We start from the raw sequence: 15,513 nt of genomic DNA, 5'->3' as shown, positions 1-15,513 counted from the left end.
TATGAATAAAGATAAACGCCGCGAAATTTTGGTCCGGCTGCAAGAACAGCGACCGAACCCTGAGACTGAACTGGAATTCAGCTCGCCTTATGAACTGTTGGTCGCTGTGGCGTTATCAGCTCAAGCTACTGATGTGTCTGTAAATAAAGCAACACGGGTGCTGTTTCCGGTGGCGAATACTCCACAAGCGATGTTGAACTTGGGTGTTGAAGGCGTTAAGCAATACATCAAAACCATTGGTCTGTTTAATACCAAGGCGGTCAACGTCATCAAAGCCGCGCAGATGTTGGTAGATAATCACCATGGTGAGGTACCAGAAGATCGCGAAGCGTTGGAGGCGTTACCCGGAGTTGGCCGAAAGACCGCTAACGTGGTACTCAATACAGCCTTTGGCTGGCCAACCATCGCCGTTGATACCCATATCTATCGAGTTTCAAATCGCACCAAATTTGCCGTAGGCAAAACTGTCGATAACGTCGAGCAGAAGCTATTAAAAGTGGTTCCGACTGAATTTAAGGTCGATGTGCATCACTGGTTGATTCTGCACGGACGTTATACCTGTCTTGCCCGTAAGCCTCGCTGCGGCTCATGTATTATTGAAGACTTGTGTGAATTTAAAGATAAGACAGAATAAGGCTGAGGGCTTTTTTCCATTGCCCTTTTTATATGTACTTTCTAAAGCGCCTATTGTCCTTCTATCGCTTAAACATTCCTTTTTGTAAAAAGTGAATCGTTTGCTCTGCAACTTCTAAATTATATCGCATCGCAGAGTGGCTTACGTCTATCGTGCAAACATCAAAATTAGCCTGTTCCAGCCGTTGTTTTGATAGCCACATTGTAATATCACTGCTCCCTAAACCATGGGCAAGTACCACAAGCTCGTTTTCTTTTTGGTATGAAGACGTATCCACCATATCAGAAGCATAGCCAGCTATTTGCAAGAGAATGAGTATTATGACTTTTATCGAGGCAGTACAGTTCATCATCTTAGCTAATTTAGCCATATCTAAATCTTCACACAACGTACTGAAAACATATACGACTTATCTAGTGTAGCACGGCGAATCTTCCCTTTATTAGGGTTCCACCAAGAGTAAGCAAGCGTTCTAACAAAAGCTTCTTTTTCACTGGCATTGCTACTCGTCCAAAATTCAGTAAACATACCTTGGGTTATATACCAGTTTCCTACATAAGACTTTCCAAGTTTTATACCAGCAGGAGTTGCTGAAAAACTGAACTTATTCACTCGAGATTGATCGAAATTTTTAAACAATGTATTCGGTTGCTCGGCTTTTAATTCAATTGCTATATCATTTTTACCACGCCAACCGATTGTATTTAACTCTGACTCATCTATGCCTATAGCTCTTTCTAATGTTTGCCAGTCTTCATCTGTTGCAACTCGCCACCCAGCAGGGCAAATATTGCGATTATCGCTAACATCATTCCAATCATATAGGCGACCATATCTCAATAGGTTGCTGTCGTCGTCATCAGGAATATAGCCCGTGCTAACCTTTGAACCATCTTGAAACTTAGTCGTTCTTAAATTATCCGCTAACCAAGTTTGCTCGCCTATAGTTACTGTACGGTATTCATTTCCTTCATTATCCAGAACTTTGCCAATTGATGAGCTTACTTGCGGATGATTTAAATCATCTGCTAAGTCTTTTGCTGTTGAACTTGCCATTGAGATCACCATTCCTATTCCGAAGATAATAGCTTTCGTTTTCATTACCTTTGCCTTGTTACAAAGTTAGTTATAAAGGCCATATGTGACCAGTTTCTTGCTCAGAAAGCGTCCATAGTTTAGTTAGCACTTCATCATCTAAAACAAAAGATTCAAGTTTGCATTCACCTACTGGCCCACTAAAATTCATAAGCCCTGTAGGGCCATAATATGCGCGTTCTTTCAACGTGTTTTCTGTTGCACACATTACTTCTGGATAAGCCCCCTTTTCAGCAGATTGCGCTAGCCCTAACTTCACCATAATTGACCATGACAGTCGTGTAGCAACACTTGCATTTTCACGGATTAGTGATGTATTAGATGCACCTGGGTGACAAACGTATACTTCAACTGCTTTACCTTGCTGTTTCACCTTATCTTGTAATTTATAGGCAAACATCATTTGCGCCAGCTTACTTTGGCTATAAACCTTATTAGGGTTATAGTTTTTATCCCAGTTCATGTCGTCAAACTGAATGTTTCTAAGTCCCATTTTATGCCCTTCACTAGACACCACAACGATTCGACCTTTTGATTCATTAATTCTCTCAAACAATAGCCCAGACAATAAAAAGTGACCATAGTGGTTAACGCCTAACTGACTTTCAAAACCGTCGACTGTTAATTGCTGTTTTGCTATTTGTGCAATTGCTCCGTTACAAATCAATGCGTCAATTTTCGGCACTTTTTCATTAATTTCTAGCGCTGCATTTCGAATTGAGGCTAGCTCCGCCAAATCCATTGTTATAAAACTTACCTGAGTATCATTGCCAAATTCGCTCTTTAAATCCTCAATTGCCGCTTCAGACTTTTCAGGGTTACGATTCAACATAATTACCTGCGCACCTTTCGATAATAAAATACGCGTAGCTTGGAACCCTGCTCCTGTATTTGCCCCAGTAATTAAGTACGTTTTACCTACTAAAGAATCTAAGTATTCTGGTGTCCAACCTTTTAAGCCGAATTGATTTTCGCGAGTCATATCTTAACCCTATTAGTTAAATTGTAATATTTACGTAACATGCACTATAAACTCATAAAAACTACTTGAATAGGCGAAAAACTCGCTAAAACATGCCTATTTGTATCACTCAATTGAAACTGAATATTGACGGTGTTAACGTTAGTTCATATTGAGTATTGAGATTACACAATGAATAAAGAGCAAATAGAACGCATCATCAACCGAAAAATGACAACAAGTGGCCTAGTAGAAACAGGTATTCAGGGTGTGCAACTATTTAAAGTAACCGAACCAATTCAGTGTGCCCCCGCTGTGTATGAACCATCAATAACAGCAATAGTTCGTGGTAGTAAAGAAGCGATATGGGGTGGTAAAAAACATCTTTATGACAACAATAACTATATATGCTGCACCATGTCGATGCCGATTGAAACAGGCACACCAGAGACATCTCCGGAAAACCCACTGATAGGTGTATACATTTCTCTTAACTCCAAACTGATGACAGAAGTCGCTTTAGAAATGGAAAGTGCGAAAAGCTCTCATACGGCCACAAATAGGCAAACGCCACAGGGTGTTTTAACGGCTACTTGGGACGAACCTTTTTTGGATGCGCTTTATCGACTGCTATTGTTAGATGAGCACTCGATGGACTTAGCGATCCTTGGAAAAAGTCGCTTACGCGAACTTTATTATGCAATTTTAAATGGTCCGGCTGGCAATTCGTTTAAACGGGCATTTGGAGTAGGCAACGAAATCGCTCGCTCCATCGAGTTTTTGTCGTCCCATTTAACTGAAACTGTCACTATTGAAGAACTAGCGAATCAAATAGGCATGAGTCGTGCGGTGTTCCATCGTAAGTTTAAACAAGCAACTAACATGTCACCTATTCAGTTTATTAAGTCGATGCGGCTTAATAATGCAGCCATGAAAATTGCGGAAGGCACCAATGTTAACGTGGCGGCAATGGATGTTGGTTATATTAGTTCATCTCAGTTCAGTCGTGAGTTTAAAAGAATGTATGGCTTATCACCTAAGCAGTGGGCGAAATCAAAAGAAACGACTGAAAGTTCGGCGTTATGGTAAATTAATAGCTAATTTGATACTGTTCAGTTGACATCTACCCTTATTATCTTTTGGCTGGCCAACCATCGCCGTTGATACCCATATCTATCGAGTTTCAAATCGCACCAAATTTGCCGTAGGCAAAACTGTCGATAACGTCGAGCAGAAGCTATTAAAAGTGGTTCCGACTGAATTTAAGGTCGATGTGCATCACTGGTTGATTCTGCACGGACGTTATACCTGTCTTGCCCGTAAGCCTCGCTGCGGCTCATGTATTATTGAAGACTTGTGTGAATTCAAGGATAAGGTTTACCCAGACGAGTAAGGCTACGTCTGCTCAGATTACATTGGCTGTGCCGTAGTTAGCTGTTGAAGTTTGCCTTAAGCCTTCGGCTTCACCGATTTCGGTGCTTTTAGGGGCGGATGTCGCGGTGGCGACGGCACATTCTTGTATGCATTAGGGGAGAGCTTCGCTCCCTTTGGAGTCCCCCTTTGCCTTAGGTCGCAGTCCAAAACGCTTCGCTGGACTGCTCCAATGCGGCAGAAAATCAACGGCGGTAGTGCTTTCCCCTTTGTATCAAAACTCGGCTAGATAACAGTGCCGACGTCACCCCCCTCAGCTGCGAGCTAGAAGATGAAGTCGGCTTCAGCCAATGCAATTAAAGCGGTTATTGATTACCCAAGCCTGCATGCAGTGCCTTGCGGTAGGCGCTTATCGCTGGGATCAAAGCAACCAGTACAGTGACGACCAGCGCCGCGGCCAATTGCATCAATTGTGCCGACGACAAGATCTGTGACGAGACAAAAATCCCATAATTGCTGGCTAATAGATCACTGGCTCCATAGAACACGCCCCATACCAGCAGCAACGAGATGGCTATCGCCAAAGTTGTCACCAACAAGGCCTCCAGTTGGATCAGCACAAACAATAGCACCGGCCCCGCCCCTATCGCTCGTAGTACCGCAATCTCTTTTTGTCGCTCCTGCATCGACGCCAACAGCATAGTAATAAGCCCCAAAATTGCCGATACAAACACACATAGGGAGATGACTCTGAGAATATTCTCCACCGAGCTAACCAACGACCACAATTCAACCAATGCGATTCCCGGCAACACTGCCATCAATGGTTCTTGGCGGTAGTTATTAATCGACCTTTGAATCTTGAAGATAGACATCTTCGATTTTAGCCCCAGCATAAAGGCAGTAATGGACGATGGCTTAACCTCGATGTCCTGCCCTGCATCAACCGCGGTTTGCAGCGCTTTTAAGCGACTTGGTGGCATGTGCACCGCTTCTATCCCAGCCAAAGTGACGTGAATGGTTCGGTCTACCGGCGTGCCGGTTGGTTCGAGTATGCCTACCACCGCAAATGGCGCGTTATCGTGCTCGGTAAAACTGACTGAGCCAACACCATGAGACAGGGTAATGCGCTTTCCAACGCTGTAGTTCAAGGACTTGGCAACTTCGGCCCCCAGCACTGCCCCAAATGGGCTCTCAAACCGGCTTCCCTGTGCAAACACCAATGGCCGCTTATCGCCATAACGATAGAACTCAAAGTAGTCTTGATTAGTGCCGAGCACCCGATAACCACGATGGGAGTCGCCCAATGACAACGGCACTGACCAAACCACATCTGCTTGCTCACTGATGGCTTGATAGCTTTTCCAGTCAACATTGTTAGTGGCGTTGCCCATACGAAAAATGGAATACAGCAATAGATTGAGCTGGCCAGTACGAGCGCCAACAATCAGATCGACACTTGAAACCGTGCGGTTAAAGCTTGCTTTCGCTTCGGAACGAATGTGCTCCACGGTGATCAACAACGATAAGCTGACGACAATAGAAAACAGCGTCAGTAACACCGAGGTCTTACGATTAAGAAGGCTTTTATAGGCTAATTTGATGATCATCTGCGGCGCTCTCCAGCCACGTTAATGTCAGCCAGATTGACGCTCGAATCGAAATAGGACTGCAAGGTTAAATCATGGCTAACAAACAGCAGCGAACTGTTGTGCTCGGAGCAGACGTTCATCAGCAGTTGCATAAAATTGTCCCGAGCATAGGAGTCCAGCGCCGATGTCGGCTCATCAACAATCATCAATTCAGGTTGGTTGATCAATGCTCGGGCAATGGCTACTCGCTGCTGTTGGCCGACACTTAATTCCTTACTAGGCCGCTGCAACAGCTCTGACTTTAATTGCAGTGCATCCATCAGCTCGTGCAAACGTTGCGTCAACTCGCGCTCTGCAGCTCCACCAGCGTTGTTGGCAAACCACGAAGCCAAGCGAACGTTTTCTTCAACAGTGAGATAAGGAATAAGATTGAACTGTTGGAATACCACACCTATATGACGTGAACGAAAGCGATCTCGTTGCCTAGCTGACATGGTTGTGAGCGTTTGCTCTAACACAGCAACCTCTCCGGAGGTTGGCTGTAATACCCCACAAAGCAAGTTCATCAGGGTACTTTTACCGGCTCCCGAGGCACCAAAAAGGAAACACTTCTCGCCCTGTTCAAGGCGCCAATCGGGGATATCAATAACGTCAGCAGTCGCGCCTTGGTAACGGAAGCGTAATTGCTTCAGAAGGATCGCCGCTTGCGCTTCAACTAATTCTTTTTTCTGCACAATAATAAAACACTTGTGTAATTAACGAGCCCAACAGAAGCTTGCCCGTATTCATCGATGAGGGCAGTTATGTTATAACATTTTTAACAATATTAGATATCTGTGGAAGACCTAAGATGTTAAGCAATCGACTCCAAACGGCTTTGGGGCTAATTTTATTTACGGTAACAACATTCAGTGCACCAGTGACAGCCCAAGATAATGACTATCGTCAGATCGAGTGGATAGAGCTGATGCCAGAAGATGACCTTGTTGCCCTTCTCAATCCACCAGAGGCCATCGAACTGATTGTTGATGGCAGCGACGAGGACTCGGTTGCCAGTTTAGAAGATGTAGACGACGAAGCGACTCAGCGCTACCTGGCAGCATTAGAGTCAACCACCGTGGTAACTGACTTCAATAATACCAAGATCCGCCTACCCGGTTTTATCGTCCCGTTGGAGCTGAAAGAGGATTTCCTGGCAGTAGAATTTTTAATGGTGCCATTCTTCGGCGCCTGTCTGCACATGCCGCCACCGCCGCCAAACCAGATTATCTATGTTGTCTACCCAGAAGGGGTAGAGCTTAACTCCTATCAAGACCCATTCTGGTTTGAAGGCACCCTCAAGATTGAGACAACCGCCAGCGATATGGGAACCGCAGCTTATACCTTAGTTGTCGACTCGGTAACGCCTTATACAGAGTAATCATCATGAAATGCATTGACCGTTTTACCTCCGCTTGCCGCGCAACACGTTTTGTAACCTTATTGTGCGCCGCCGTTATGGCGTCGGTAAGCGTTAGTTATGCTTGCGAAAATCATGGCCCCGGCTTTGGCATGTACCCGATGGGATCGCACGCCAGATCAGCGCCAACGTTATCTGAGCAACTCGCTCGGGGGATGATCTTGTCTGCCGAGCCGAGGTTCACGGTTAATGCCAGTGAAGTTAGTCAGGTGCCATTTTCGATCACGGTGCCAGACAATTTCGAGCAAGCGAAGGTTACTTGGAAGGCCGACGACATAGTCAATCTCCAGGGAGCCAAAGATCAAGCTGTTGGAACCGGTGCAGATCAGCAACTGTTACTCAATATTGCCCCGGGTAAAACGGGAATATTTGTGTTGCGTGGCAAACTAACCGCTAACGTTGCTGGCCAAACGGTATCTAAATTCAGATCCATTTTTGTCAAGGTCACCAGCGCCGAAGAGAAGCTGGCTGTCGCCAACTAAATTGACAACGATATATCACAAGAGAAAACACCCGCATGAACCAGAAACGAACCCTCGCATTGTCGTTAATTGTGCTGAGTTGTAGTTGCCTTTCCAGTGGCGTATTGGCGCAATCTGGTGCCCATCAGCATGGCATTGCCCATCTCAATCTGGTGCAGCAAGAGGGACTCATCGAAGTCGAAGTCGAATCTCCTCTTGCTAATCTGGTGGGTTTTGAGCATCAACCCGAAACCAAGCAGCAGCGTCAAGCCTACGCAACTGCGATCAAATCCTTCGAAGCAACAGCGCAATTTAGCTTTAACGGCGCTAACTGCAAGCTGGTCGAGCAACAGCTTGAGTTGCCTTTTGAAGTAGCCGATGCTGCTCAACTTGAGCATCACCACGCGCATGAAGAGCACAGCCATGAGCATCACGGCGAGAAACATCATGACGAAGAGCTTCATCATGGTGAACATCATCATGACCACAGCAATCTCGAAGCTCGCTACCAATATAGCTGCGATGGTGTTGTCACCTCAGTTAAGGTGGCGTTATTTGAGCTGATGCCACAACTTGAAACCATAAAGAGCCAATGGTTTAGTCAGCAAGCCCAAGGCAGTACCAACTTGAGTAAAGAGGCTGCAGTACTCAATTTGAAATAACAGCAACAACCAAATGGGTAAAGCTGCGTCAACCCCAGCCTTTAACTGAGTGATTGACGCTGTTAATGAGGCTTAGGCTGGCCAATTCTTAGGCTGTGTATCAACTAAGTGTTGTTCTTTTCCAATGCTGTTAAAGCACCGGCTAGGTGAGTTTTGATACAAGGGGAAAGCACTACCGCCGTTGATCTTTTGCCGCATTGGAGCAGTCCAGCGAAACGTTTTGGACTGCGACCTAGGGCAAGGGAGATTGCAAAGGGGGCGAAGCTCCCCCTAATGCATACAAGAATGTGCTGTCGCCACCGCGACACAGCCAATTATTAGGTAGAAATCTAAAGGGAGCAGCCACGACCTCAACCTTATTCGCTCAGCGAGTCAGCAAGCATCTATTTAGTTCTGTTAACATTAAATGGATGCTCGGTGACTATCGAATTGGCAGGCTGATACAATCGCTCCTAGCCACACTAACGACCAATGTCTCAGCACAAGATTTAAGTGTGAATGACATACTCACCGCCCCATTTGCGACATGAACAAATTACACAAGGAACACTCATGGAATTTTTTAGCAGTTTAGGCGCATTTACCGGTTATTTTGCCGTTGCCTTAGTGGCGCTGTATCTCTTTAAGGTTATCTACTTAAAGGTCACTCCGTTTGATGAGTGGGCATTAATTAATGGCGGTAACCAAGCCGCTGCCGTGTCGATGATGGGTGCTCTGATGGGCTTTAGCTTGGCGTTAGCAGGTGCCATCAGTAACTCCGTCACCTTTTTTGACTTTGTCCTTTGGGCGGTTGTTGCCATGGGCGCTCAGGTGTTGGCGTTTATCGCCGTGCAGGTGCTGCTGATGCCTGGAATCTCAGTGAAAATTGAACAAAATCATCTTGCCAGTGCATTGGTGCTGGCCAGCATCAATGTCTGTGTCGGTCTAATTAACGCCGCTTGCATGAGCTACTAGGAGCCCTAATGAAACGCAGTTCAAACGTACGTCTAGCCCGCTTTCGTAAGTCGATTCCTACCGCAACAGGTGTGGCGTTATCAGTATCTTTAGTTTTATCCGGTTGTAGCCCAGCCGAGATGCAAGAAACCGCACAGATCTACTCAAACGCTGAAGAGTGTAAAGCGGTTTACCCGGATCAGCCGCAGCTGTGTGATCAGGTCTTCAGCTCAGCACAAATGGATCACCTTACTACCGCTCCGCGCTTTACCAGCCAAGCGGAGTGTGAAAACGAGTTTGGAGCTGAAGCCTGTCAACCGGCACCAGAGGGCAGCGAAGGTAACCCTGAAGCTGGCCAAGCCAGCGCCGAAAGCGGCGGTGGTTCTTGGTTTATGCCGATGATGATGGGCTACATGATGGGCAATATGATGTCCGGTGGCCGTTCAACTCGCTACACTCCAGTGTATGGTTCGCGCTCTAAAACCTCACCGCTAAATGGCAAAATTTTCACCGGTAATGGCACCGTGGTAGGTAAAGCCGGCGATCGCACCGTACGTACCACCCCTTCTGCATTCCAGAAACCATCGGCGCCGACTCGAGTCACTCGCAGCGGCGGTTTTGGTAAGATGGCGGCGGCGAAATCATCGTCGAGCAGCATGAAGAGTAAGTCCGGCAGCCGCAGTTTTGGAGGCTAAATGAAACGTCATTTAGTTACTCCTCGCGCTCATTGGCAAGCGCAAGCTGAAGAGTTTGGTTTTGATTTTCACACCATGTACGACGAAGTCTACTGGGATGAAAGCCGTTACTATCAATTCTCACTCGAGCAGATCGAAAACGACATAGAGGACCCTACCGAAGAGATTGGCCAGATGTGCCTTGAAGCGGTGGATAAAGTGGTTAACTCCGAACAGTTACTAGAAAAGTTCGCGATTCCACAAGCGCATTGGGATACCGTCGCCCGAGCTTGGCGCCTGAAGGAGCCTAGCCTATACGCCCGTATTGATCTGGCTTACGACGGCACCGGCCCAGCTAAATTGCTGGAAAACAATGCTGATACACCAACGTCGTTATACGAATCTGGCTTCTTCCAATGGTTATGGCTAGAGGACCGCATCAAAGATGGCACCCTTGCCAGCGGCGCTGATCAGTTTAACTCGATACAAGAATCACTGATTGACCGCTTCAGCCAATTCAAGCAAGAGTGGCCACCTGTACCGCTGCACTTTGCCTCCTGTTTAGATAGCATTGAAGATCGCGGCACAGTGCAATACCTGCAAGATTGCGCAGAAGAAGCGGGCTTTAAAACCGTATTTAGCGCCATTGAGCACATTGGTTTAAGTGATAAAAATGAGTTTTTGGACGCCAATGGTGACTTGATCCGTGCTTGCTTCAAGCTGTATCCGTGGGAGTTTATGCTGCGGGAAGAGTTTGGTGATCACATTGCCAAAGCCAACGTGCGCTGGTTAGAGCCTGAGTGGAAATCGGTGTTGTCCAACAAGGCGCTATTACCGCTGTTATGGCAAATGTTCCCTAACCACCCTAACCTGTTGCCAGCCTACTTCGCCGATGAAGCTGATCGCAGTGGCACTGGACAATGGGTGAAGAAACCAATCTACAGCCGTGAAGGCGCCAATATCGAGATCTTAGATGGTGGTAAAGTGGTTGAATCCTCTGGTGGTGAATACGGTGAAGAGGGCTTTATCATTCAAGCTTATCAACAGTTGCCGAAATTCGGTGACGACAACGCCTTGATTGGCTCTTGGTTGATTGGCGATAAAGCCGCTGGGATCTCCGTTCGCGAAGATCACAGCCGTATTACTCAAGATCTGTCGCGCTTTATCCCTCACTGCATCGTTGACTGATCTTTCAGCAAGGACGGATTGGCGGTGATGAAACTACCGTAGTCCGTCCTATTTACCGCTATTTCCCCGCTCTTTTAAGGCGAGATTACGTAGCCCTTCAACGAAAGATTCCACCGGTTGACCACCACTGATCCCGTATTTACCGTTGATCACAAAGGTTGGTACTGAGGTGATCCCCAGCTGTTGGTAATGGCTGATGTCTGCTCGAACCTCTTCGGCATAGCTATCACTGGCCAATATCTGTTTAGCTGCATCAACATCTAGCCCCAATTGGTCAACTTGCTGTAGTAACGCCTGATGATCGCTGGGGTTACCACCATCGGTAAAATAGAGCGTAAACAAGGCCATTTTCAGGGCCGTATCTTGCCCCTGCAGTTTGGCCCAATGCAACAGTCGGTGGGCATCAAAGGTGTTGTAGGTATGGCTCTGTTTATCTAAACGCATGTCGAAGCCAAGCTCGTTGGCGCGCTTGGTAATGTTATCGAAGTTCTGAGCGATCTGCTCATCACTCAAACCATACTTCTGTTGTAAGTTTTCTCGCTTAATTTGACCTTGCTTACCCACTTGCGGGTTGATCTCAAACGGATGCCAGCTCAACGTCGCCGCTAGCTCTTTCTCTAACTGTTGCAGCGCCAGCTTAAGGCTCTGATAGCCAATAATGCACCAAGGGCAGGTGACATCTGAAACGATGTCGATGGTTAACCGTTGCATGGCAACTCCTAATTAAGATCCGCCAGCAACTGCTGGCATAACATTTTCATCCGCTGTAACTCTTGCGCTTGCAAGGTGACTTTACAGCGCATTAACTCAGGTACCTGTGCTGCAGCCGTTTTTAACTCTGCCCCAGCAGCGGTTAAGTCAATAAGTCGCACCCGTTCATCTTGCTGACAACGACGTCGGCTTATCAGGCCCTTTGCTTCCAACCGCTTCAACAACGGCGTTAGGGTACCGGAATCGAGGTAGAGCCGATGCCCTAACTCGGTCACATTAAGCTGTTGATGTTGCCATAGCAGCATCATCACCAAATATTGTGGGTAAGTTAAATCGAGTGCTTTCAGCAGTGGCCGGTACGCCCTAGTCACCGCATTAGCGGCGCTATACAACGGGAAGCACAGTTGATTTTCGAGTAATAACTGCGCAGAACTATCGGAAGTTGTCATCGCTAAAATCCATTAAACATTGTGCACAATATACTTGCTTGAAATCTTAGTATCAATTACCTTGAGCACAATAGGTTGTGCGCAATTTAAATCAAATGGAGATTCCTAATGGAACTATACCTCAGCAGCTTTTGGGCGCTATTAGCGATATTGATAACCCTATTTGTCCAAGCCGTTGTCGCCAGTGTCGCCCATCGTAAGCAAACCCAGTACGTGCCCGGCATTATCAACGACCAACTGAGCCACGAATCCTTCGTCTTTCGCAGCCATCGCACCCACCAAAACTCACTAGAGAACCTACCGCTGCTGCTTGGCACGGCGATGTTGGCGATCTTCACCCAATTTGATCCGGAGCAATTAGCTTTAATTCTGTGGATATTCGCGGTGGCTCGAATTATTCATATGGTGCTCTATTACGCTATCGCTACCGAAAACAACCCTAGCCCGAGAAGCTACTTCTACGCCATAGCTTTACTGGCTAACGTGGTTTTGCTGATTCAAGTGGGCTTGCACCTACTGCCCTAATACGTGATTTTAAGTAAAGTTAATATCCACTTAATGACGTTAAGATCTCAAATTGAAGGCGAACGCGAGTTAATTTCGCCTACTAGCTCACTTTTACATCACTTGACATTATCTCGGTGCGAACGATTTGCTATTATCGCTACAGCGGATGGTGAGTATGTTTGAATAAGCTTACTCACTGACTTACCTCTCTTTTAGATAATATCGAGCGTGTAGCTTGTCGTTCATTCAATCGGTCCACCCCACAATTTCCATCAAGGATGATCGATTTATCGACTGCAACGAGGCCTTTAGTGCGAACTTTGGCCTGAACTTAGTTGATCTCCAACACTTGTTAGTCAGCCAATGCCTATTTCAAGATAATGCCTTGAGTAAAAAATTGATGCTGTTCCAAAATTTCGATGATGGTGACGTTGCGCAATCGAAGGTTTGGCTATGGAAGCACCGACGTGGAGACATAGTACCGCTACTAATGGACCGTACGACTCTGGATGATGGCTCACAGGTGCTATCGTTCAAGTTGTTGCAACACCGCGCATTAGATCCTGCCACCGGGCTCCCAAATGGCTGGGCTATCACTCTTCGTGCCGATATGTTCTTTAAAGAAAAGAACAACAACAATAATCTCGGTTACATCATCGCTAAGATCGATAACTATTCAACCATTAACTTCCGCTACGGCTTTGAAGTGGGTAACCAATACCTGGTGGCGATTACCAAATTGCTGCAGCAAGCGCTCGGCGAACAATGGTTGATTGTGCGTTACTCGGCGGCCAAGTTTGGGTTATTGCATATTGGCGCCGCGCAGGACGATCCCGCCTTGTTTCATCACTACATTGAGCGCTGCTGCCAACAGTTGTGCGAGATAGTGGCGATGCCAGTGGAGATTGGTAATGGCATCTTTGTCAAGAAGTCGTTCAGTATCGGGGCCAATAGTTGCGCCGCTGGTTATCGCGATTTTAATGAATTAGACGTGGCCACCGAGACCGCATTCATCAACTCCAAGCAATACAGCCGCAGTTATTATACCTTCGCTCAAGCCAGTGGTATCGGTGGGCTATTACGGCAAAAGATATTGATTGATGAATTACCAATTGCGGTAGAACATGATCAGATCAATTTGGTTTATCAGCCGCTATATCGAGTCAACGATCAGCAGATCATCGGCTTTGAATCGTTGTCTCGTTGGCATCACCCAACCTTAGGTAATGTCTCCCCAGTTGAGTTTATTAAAATCTGCGAAGACACCGGTTTTAACATTGAGTTTGATCTGTATGTGCTAGGCAAAGTTTGTCGTCAGGTGGTTATGTGGCGACAACAGTTTACGCAGGTGCCGCCGATTGCCGTCAACTTCTCAGTCAGAACCTGTGAGTCGAATGGCTTGGCTAATGCGGTCGCGCAGGTTTTACAACAAACCCGGTGCCCTCGACATGCCATAAATATCGAGATAACTGAAACTGCAGAGGTTATTCACCAAGATGACTTTTTCCGTAATATTGATGAGCTAAAGGCACTCGGCATTGAGCTCGCCGTTGACGATTTTGGTACCGGTTACTCGTCACTCGGGCTACTGCAGGCGCTTGCCTCACGGGTTAATAAGATTAAGATCGACCGCGATTTGATCCGCAATATTGAAACCGTTCCATTGAACAAGGTGTTATTCAAGTTGGCGCTTGAAATGGCGCAAACCCTCAATATCTCCGCCCTTGCCGAAGGCATTGAAAATGAAACACAGCTACAACTGCTTAAGCAGTATCACTGTGAATACGCCCAAGGCTACTTCTTACACAAACCAGTCGATAGCCAACAGATCGAACGGTTACTTGAGAATAGCTGCGCCAAACACTAACTCGCTGGCCGCGTTAGCCAATCAACCAGTTCTGGCCACAATGGCTGATGACGGCGGCGAAAGTAGTTAAAGTGGCCGATGCCACCAACTTGGTTAACTTCACTGTCACCGTAAATGCGCTCACTCCGCTCAGCGTGGCTATAACGCCGGCCTAAATCCAATACCGCCGCTGGTGGAGCATAATCGTCATCGGCAAAGCCGATGCTGAGTAGCCGCTGCTGGTAATCTTGATAACCACTAAGATCAAAGCCATTTTTCGGTTCAAACAGGTAGTGATTGCTGCGCCCCCAGCTTGCCCATTGGCGTATGATCCCCGATGGGATGCTTTGCTTGGCGATCCCCAGTTTTTGTGCCGGAAAACGCTTACCCATGCATAGCAGTGGCAAGATGAGTCGCCACAACAACCACATCTTTAGCCGTTGACCATGGTAATACTGCAGTGCTGGCACCGAGGCACCAATACAGGTGATGCTGGCAATGCCGTCAAGCTCACCGCTTAACCCAAGCAACTGGCCGCCACAGCTGTGGCCAATAACATGGCATGGCTGCCCCGCCGCTTTCGCTTTTAGGGTTTGCAGCGCAATCGGCAGATCCAGCAGGCCCCAATCACTCATTTTTACCTCAGCATCGTCGGTAACCTGCAGCGGCGACTGAGCAATGCCTCGGTAATCCAGCGTCATCACGCCAAAGCCGTTACCTACCAAGTAGTTGGCAAAGTCATGGTAAAACCGCTGGGGAACCCCAAGCGCTGGTGCAATCAGAACCCATGCGGTTGTTGTAGCTGAGTCTGGCTCGAACCAATTGAGACTTACTGGTTGGCCATCTGCGGCACTAACATATTGTTGTTGCATCGATGCATCCTTACTAAGCGTTGCCATTAACCTGCTTGTTTAATGGACAAAACACAATCGATTTACATTCATATGCACAAGACCCAATGATTCAAACT

General features: G+C 46.9%; 18 protein-coding genes and 1 pseudogene. 11 read left to right on the top strand and 8 right to left on the bottom strand.

The window, feature by feature from the left end:
• Nucleotide 1: 1 nt before the first annotated feature.
• Nucleotides 2–634 carry an endonuclease III gene (gene nth / locus HER31_RS04425; protein ID WP_168659464.1) on the top strand — a complete coding sequence of 211 codons (633 nt, stop codon included), beginning with the start codon at nucleotides 2–4 and terminating at the stop codon, nucleotides 632–634.
• A 61-nt stretch (nucleotides 635–695) separates the two neighbouring features.
• Here the strand turns inward: nth and HER31_RS04420 are convergent, their stop codons facing one another.
• The 3 genes from HER31_RS04420 to HER31_RS04410 are packed head-to-tail and all read right to left on the bottom strand — an operon-like array spanning nucleotide 696 to nucleotide 2,711.
• Nucleotides 696–1,004, bottom strand: a complete 309-nt coding sequence (locus HER31_RS04420) for a lipase family protein (RefSeq protein ID WP_168659463.1) — start codon at nucleotides 1,002–1,004, stop codon at nucleotides 696–698.
• Between the two features lie 2 nt (nucleotides 1,005–1,006).
• Nucleotides 1,007–1,735: a fibrobacter succinogenes major paralogous domain-containing protein gene (locus tag HER31_RS04415; RefSeq protein WP_202983601.1), complete on the bottom strand. Its 729-nt coding sequence runs from the start codon at nucleotides 1,733–1,735 to the stop codon at nucleotides 1,007–1,009.
• A 25-nt stretch (nucleotides 1,736–1,760) separates the two neighbouring features.
• Nucleotides 1,761–2,711, bottom strand: coding sequence for an SDR family oxidoreductase (locus HER31_RS04410; protein ID WP_168659462.1), 951 nt, complete (start codon nucleotides 2,709–2,711; stop codon nucleotides 1,761–1,763).
• A 171-nt stretch (nucleotides 2,712–2,882) separates the two neighbouring features.
• Here HER31_RS04410 and HER31_RS04405 point away from each other — a divergent pair, with 171 nt between their 5' ends.
• Complete coding sequence (locus HER31_RS04405; protein ID WP_168659461.1) at nucleotides 2,883–3,779, top strand: AraC family transcriptional regulator; 897 nt, start codon at nucleotides 2,883–2,885, stop codon at nucleotides 3,777–3,779.
• 46 nt (nucleotides 3,780–3,825) lie between these two features.
• Nucleotides 3,826–4,083, top strand: a pseudogene (locus HER31_RS04400) (endonuclease III); the annotation flags it as partial.
• A 343-nt stretch (nucleotides 4,084–4,426) separates the two neighbouring features.
• On the opposite strand, the gene HER31_RS04395 reads toward HER31_RS04400, so the two are convergent.
• Nucleotides 4,427–5,671, bottom strand: coding sequence for an ABC transporter permease (locus tag HER31_RS04395; RefSeq protein WP_168659460.1), 1,245 nt, complete (start codon nucleotides 5,669–5,671; stop codon nucleotides 4,427–4,429).
• Nucleotides 5,668–6,387, bottom strand: a complete 720-nt coding sequence (locus tag HER31_RS04390; RefSeq protein WP_168659459.1) for an ABC transporter ATP-binding protein — start codon at nucleotides 6,385–6,387, stop codon at nucleotides 5,668–5,670. The genes HER31_RS04395 and HER31_RS04390 overlap by 4 nt, the downstream gene beginning before the upstream one ends.
• A gap of 185 nt (nucleotides 6,388–6,572) precedes the next feature.
• Between HER31_RS04390 and HER31_RS04385 the strand changes: the two genes are divergently transcribed.
• The 6 genes from HER31_RS04385 (at nucleotide 6,573) to HER31_RS04360 (ending at nucleotide 11,030) form a co-directional block, all read left to right on the top strand.
• Nucleotides 6,573–7,073, top strand: coding sequence for a DUF3299 domain-containing protein (locus HER31_RS04385; RefSeq protein ID WP_238786888.1), 501 nt, complete (start codon nucleotides 6,573–6,575; stop codon nucleotides 7,071–7,073).
• A gap of 5 nt (nucleotides 7,074–7,078) precedes the next feature.
• Nucleotides 7,079–7,594 (top strand): hypothetical protein, encoded by a 516-nt coding sequence (locus HER31_RS04380; RefSeq protein ID WP_168659457.1) that lies wholly within the window; start codon nucleotides 7,079–7,081, stop codon nucleotides 7,592–7,594.
• 35 nt (nucleotides 7,595–7,629) lie between these two features.
• Nucleotides 7,630–8,235, top strand: a complete 606-nt coding sequence (locus HER31_RS04375) for a ZrgA family zinc uptake protein (RefSeq protein WP_168659456.1) — start codon at nucleotides 7,630–7,632, stop codon at nucleotides 8,233–8,235.
• Nucleotides 8,236–8,787: 552 nt separating this feature from the next.
• Entirely contained in the window at nucleotides 8,788–9,189 is a 402-nt protein-coding gene (locus HER31_RS04370; RefSeq protein ID WP_168659455.1) for a DUF350 domain-containing protein, read from the top strand.
• Between the two features lie 8 nt (nucleotides 9,190–9,197).
• Nucleotides 9,198–9,863, top strand: a complete 666-nt coding sequence (locus HER31_RS04365) for a DUF1190 domain-containing protein (protein WP_168659454.1) — start codon at nucleotides 9,198–9,200, stop codon at nucleotides 9,861–9,863.
• Nucleotides 9,864–11,030: a glutathionylspermidine synthase family protein gene (locus HER31_RS04360; protein ID WP_168659453.1), complete on the top strand. Its 1,167-nt coding sequence runs from the start codon at nucleotides 9,864–9,866 to the stop codon at nucleotides 11,028–11,030.
• A gap of 48 nt (nucleotides 11,031–11,078) precedes the next feature.
• Here HER31_RS04360 and HER31_RS04355 read toward each other — a convergent pair whose 3' ends face one another.
• Together HER31_RS04355 and ohrR are read right to left on the bottom strand one after the other, a co-directional pair.
• Nucleotides 11,079–11,741 (bottom strand): DsbA family oxidoreductase, encoded by a 663-nt coding sequence (locus tag HER31_RS04355; protein ID WP_168659452.1) that lies wholly within the window; start codon nucleotides 11,739–11,741, stop codon nucleotides 11,079–11,081.
• 8 nt (nucleotides 11,742–11,749) lie between these two features.
• Entirely contained in the window at nucleotides 11,750–12,190 is a 441-nt protein-coding gene (ohrR, locus tag HER31_RS04350) for a transcriptional regulator OhrR (RefSeq protein WP_168659451.1), read from the bottom strand.
• Nucleotides 12,191–12,298: 108 nt separating this feature from the next.
• Between ohrR and HER31_RS04345 the strand changes: the two genes are divergently transcribed.
• A complete protein-coding gene (locus tag HER31_RS04345) occupies nucleotides 12,299–12,715 on the top strand; it encodes an MAPEG family protein (protein WP_168659450.1) in 417 nt (138 codons plus the stop codon).
• A 367-nt stretch (nucleotides 12,716–13,082) separates the two neighbouring features.
• Complete coding sequence (locus HER31_RS04340) at nucleotides 13,083–14,564, top strand: putative bifunctional diguanylate cyclase/phosphodiesterase (protein ID WP_168659449.1); 1,482 nt, start codon at nucleotides 13,083–13,085, stop codon at nucleotides 14,562–14,564.
• Here HER31_RS04340 and HER31_RS04335 read toward each other — a convergent pair.
• Nucleotides 14,561–15,415 carry an alpha/beta hydrolase family protein gene (locus HER31_RS04335; RefSeq protein ID WP_168659448.1) on the bottom strand — a complete coding sequence of 285 codons (855 nt, stop codon included), beginning with the start codon at nucleotides 15,413–15,415 and terminating at the stop codon, nucleotides 14,561–14,563. The two genes, HER31_RS04340 and HER31_RS04335, sit on opposite strands and share 4 nt — an antisense overlap.
• Between the last annotated feature and the right edge of the window lie 98 nt (nucleotides 15,416–15,513).

The sequence above is a fragment of the Ferrimonas lipolytica genome (assembly GCF_012295575.1).
In the GTDB taxonomy this organism is placed as follows: domain Bacteria; phylum Pseudomonadota; class Gammaproteobacteria; order Enterobacterales; family Shewanellaceae; genus Ferrimonas; species Ferrimonas lipolytica.
Note: the sequence above shows the minus strand (reverse complement) of the source record. Positions and strands in the feature narration are given on the sequence as shown.